The sequence below is a fragment of the Dyadobacter sp. genome (assembly GCF_051859145.1).
In the GTDB taxonomy this organism is placed as follows: Bacteria; Bacteroidota; Bacteroidia; order Cytophagales; family Spirosomataceae; genus Dyadobacter.
The window spans coordinates 1-2,715 of the sequence record NZ_JBHYGF010000475.1; the positions used below are offsets into that span (position 1 = coordinate 1).

Sequence of the window (2,715 nt, forward strand, 5' to 3'; positions counted from 1 at the left end):
ACTGTTTGTCGGCGAGAAAGCCCAGGAAGCAAAGTTCAGGGCGGAGAAAATGGCAGAAATGTTTGAATACAAAATCAAGTACTACCAAAGCATTCCTTCCCGTGCCATTTTATGATATCCGTGTCAAATCAAGATCATATCCATGATGCAGTACCATGAAAACGAAGGCGAGCGCATGCGAAAAATCGCAGCATTGAGTGATAATTACGCACCGGGCCCTGATGCCTGCATTGCAATAAAGCTTTGTCTTTATGCTTGCAGAGTTTGAGAGTGACAGGCGCAAGCATATACATCTGTAAAAGGAATTAGAGGCGGCTGATTAGCAGAACCTAACATTTAATCAGAATATGAAGTCTGAGAGCATGGAAATAACTGACCAAGATCTTGTAATAAACGTAAAGGGGATATATGAACCGGCCAGCAAAAAGGATGGCTTTCGCATACTTGTTGACCGTTTGTGGCCCAGGGGATTAAAGAAAAGCCAGGCCGGGGTCGACCTTTGGCTGAAAGAAATTGCTCCGAGTGCTGAATTGAGAAAATCGTTTAACCACGACCCGGGACGGTGGCCGGAATTTGTTGCAGACTACAACTTCCAGCTCAATAAAAACAGGCAAATTGCCGGGCAACTTATCGCTTTGGTCAAGCAGCACAAAAAAGTATCACTTTTGTATGCTGCCCAAAATGAACAGTTTAACAATGCAATTGCGTTGAAAGGTTTCCTTGACAAATTCATGAAGCAGGCCATCAATGAGTAAGATATTCCGGTAAGACAATGATTATCCACCCCATTTGTTTAGTGTTTATACTTACAATTCTTTGTAGCTCCTGCGGAAGGGACCGGAAAACATTGCGTGAAAGAAAGCCGAAGGTGATCGAAACAATTGCTGATCTGGGCGCATTACCCCAGTACGTGACAGACCCGGATGACAACCCTTCGACCCAGGAAAAGGTAAACCTGGGCCGGTTTTTGTTTTTTGACCCTATCCTTTCTGGAAATAAAGACGTATCCTGCGCCACCTGTCATCAGCCCGAGTTTAATTATGCGGAGTTCCTGGAAACTTCCATTGGCGTAAATGGGAGAGGTACTGGCAGCAAGCGACGGTTTCTGGATCCCAATGACATTCCGTTTGTAAAAAGAAACTCGCAAAGCATTTTAAACACAGCTTTTAACGGCATAACCAATCACGAAACATACAGGCCTGAACTGGCCCCGATGTTTTGGGATTTAAGGGCAAAAGGATTAGAGGAGCAGGCGTTGGAGCCAATCAAAACACTAGAAGAAATGCGGGGCAGTGGTTTTGCGGATCACCAGATCCTGGATGAAATCATCGAGCGGATAAATAGGATCCCTGCCTATAATGAGCTCTTTTTGAAAGCATTTCCTACAGCTACCAAACCAGTCACCCAGGTAAATCTAGCGAAGGCATTAGCATCCTACGAGAGGACGCTGATTGCCACCAATAGCAGGTTTGACCAGTACATGCGTGGTGATAGCAGCGCATTGTCGACCGGCGAAAAAGAAGGGCTGAATGCTTTTTTAGTAACTGGCTGCGCAAAGTGTCACTCGGGTCCCATGTTTTCTGATTATAAGCTACATACTCTGGGCGTGCCCGACACCGATAACCGGGCAGAAAGTGACGCTGGGATCGATCAGGATTATGCCTTCCGGACGCCAACACTACGTAACCTTCGCTTTACTGCTCCTTACATGCACAGTGGCAAGTTTACTACCCTGGATCAGGTGTTGTTGTTTTATGAAGATGTGGCAGGAGGCAAAATCCTGAACCCGAACGTGAAGGCCGGCAGCATTGATTCGCTTGCGACACACATGGACGTGAATTTCAAAGATATTTCAAGGATCGTCGAATTTTTGAATACGCTCAACGACGATTCCTTTGACAAAACAATCCCTGCAACAGTACCGAGTGGTTTACCTGTGGTAGGTCTTTGAACACAGAGAGAAGTTAAACAAAACCGTGAATACAAATTATAGTCAAACCCTTATCAATTGGAAGAAGAACCAAAAAGCACAATTCTCTTTACACTGATCTACGGAAATGAAGAATATCAAGTCCAGACGCTGGAAAGGAAATATTTGTCATTGATGACGTTGATTTCGGATTATGTGCGCATTTCTGGATTCGGGCTTTGCTGTGGTATGGGGAGCTGCGGAACCTGTATGGTGCAAATAGATGGCCGCTACACCTTAGCCTGTCAGGTTCCTATTGACGATTGGCTTGCTAATTCAAAAATAACAATCGAGCCTTCCATTTTTTAAACATTTTAATTCTCTTAACCTGACAGCTGCCCTAACCCTTCGGGTCTTGGTCCCTTTCTGAACTCCCATTCTGCATCATGATGCGTAAAAATGGGTGGCGCTTTTTGGAGTCAACTCAGGCAAGACGTCTTAACCTAAAATTAGAATGCTTTTAATGTAAATCGTTGGAACGTGAAATCGAGATGACGCATTTCTAACTCATTTTCGCTAGATACTCGTTGGGCCTCGGACGCATAGGCAAACATCTTTTGTGCGTAATCGTAATAGCGGCTTGCATGGTTTCTTAATTTCCGCTTGTCAGATTATCCGCTAACCCAGAAGCGTCCATCAGCCGGTATTTAACCTTTGACCGGCAAAGGGATGCATCAAATTAGCGTAATCGGCAAAGGTCGATCAGCCTTCCAAGGCTTATTTAACGGAAACTTTTTGGTTGGCAA

Annotated in this window: 3 protein-coding genes; all 3 read left to right on the plus strand. The window is 44.8% G+C overall.

Features of this window, described 5'->3' with window-relative positions; translation table 11 throughout:
- Positions 1 to 362 precede the first annotated feature (362 nt).
- The 3 genes from ACTIE6_RS22245 to ACTIE6_RS22255 are packed head-to-tail and all read left to right on the plus strand — an operon-like array spanning position 363 to position 2,278.
- Positions 363 to 755, plus strand: a complete 393-nt coding sequence (locus ACTIE6_RS22245; protein ID WP_439558722.1) for a DUF488 domain-containing protein — start codon at positions 363 to 365, stop codon at positions 753 to 755.
- A 41-nt stretch (positions 756 to 796) separates the two neighbouring features.
- On the plus strand, positions 797 to 1,951 hold the full coding sequence (locus ACTIE6_RS22250; RefSeq protein ID WP_439558723.1) for a cytochrome-c peroxidase: 1,155 nt from the start codon (positions 797 to 799) through the stop codon (positions 1,949 to 1,951).
- 57 nt (positions 1,952 to 2,008) lie between these two features.
- On the plus strand, positions 2,009 to 2,278 hold the full coding sequence (locus ACTIE6_RS22255; protein WP_439558724.1) for a 2Fe-2S iron-sulfur cluster-binding protein: 270 nt from the start codon (positions 2,009 to 2,011) through the stop codon (positions 2,276 to 2,278).
- Positions 2,279 to 2,715: the final 437 nt, after the last annotated feature.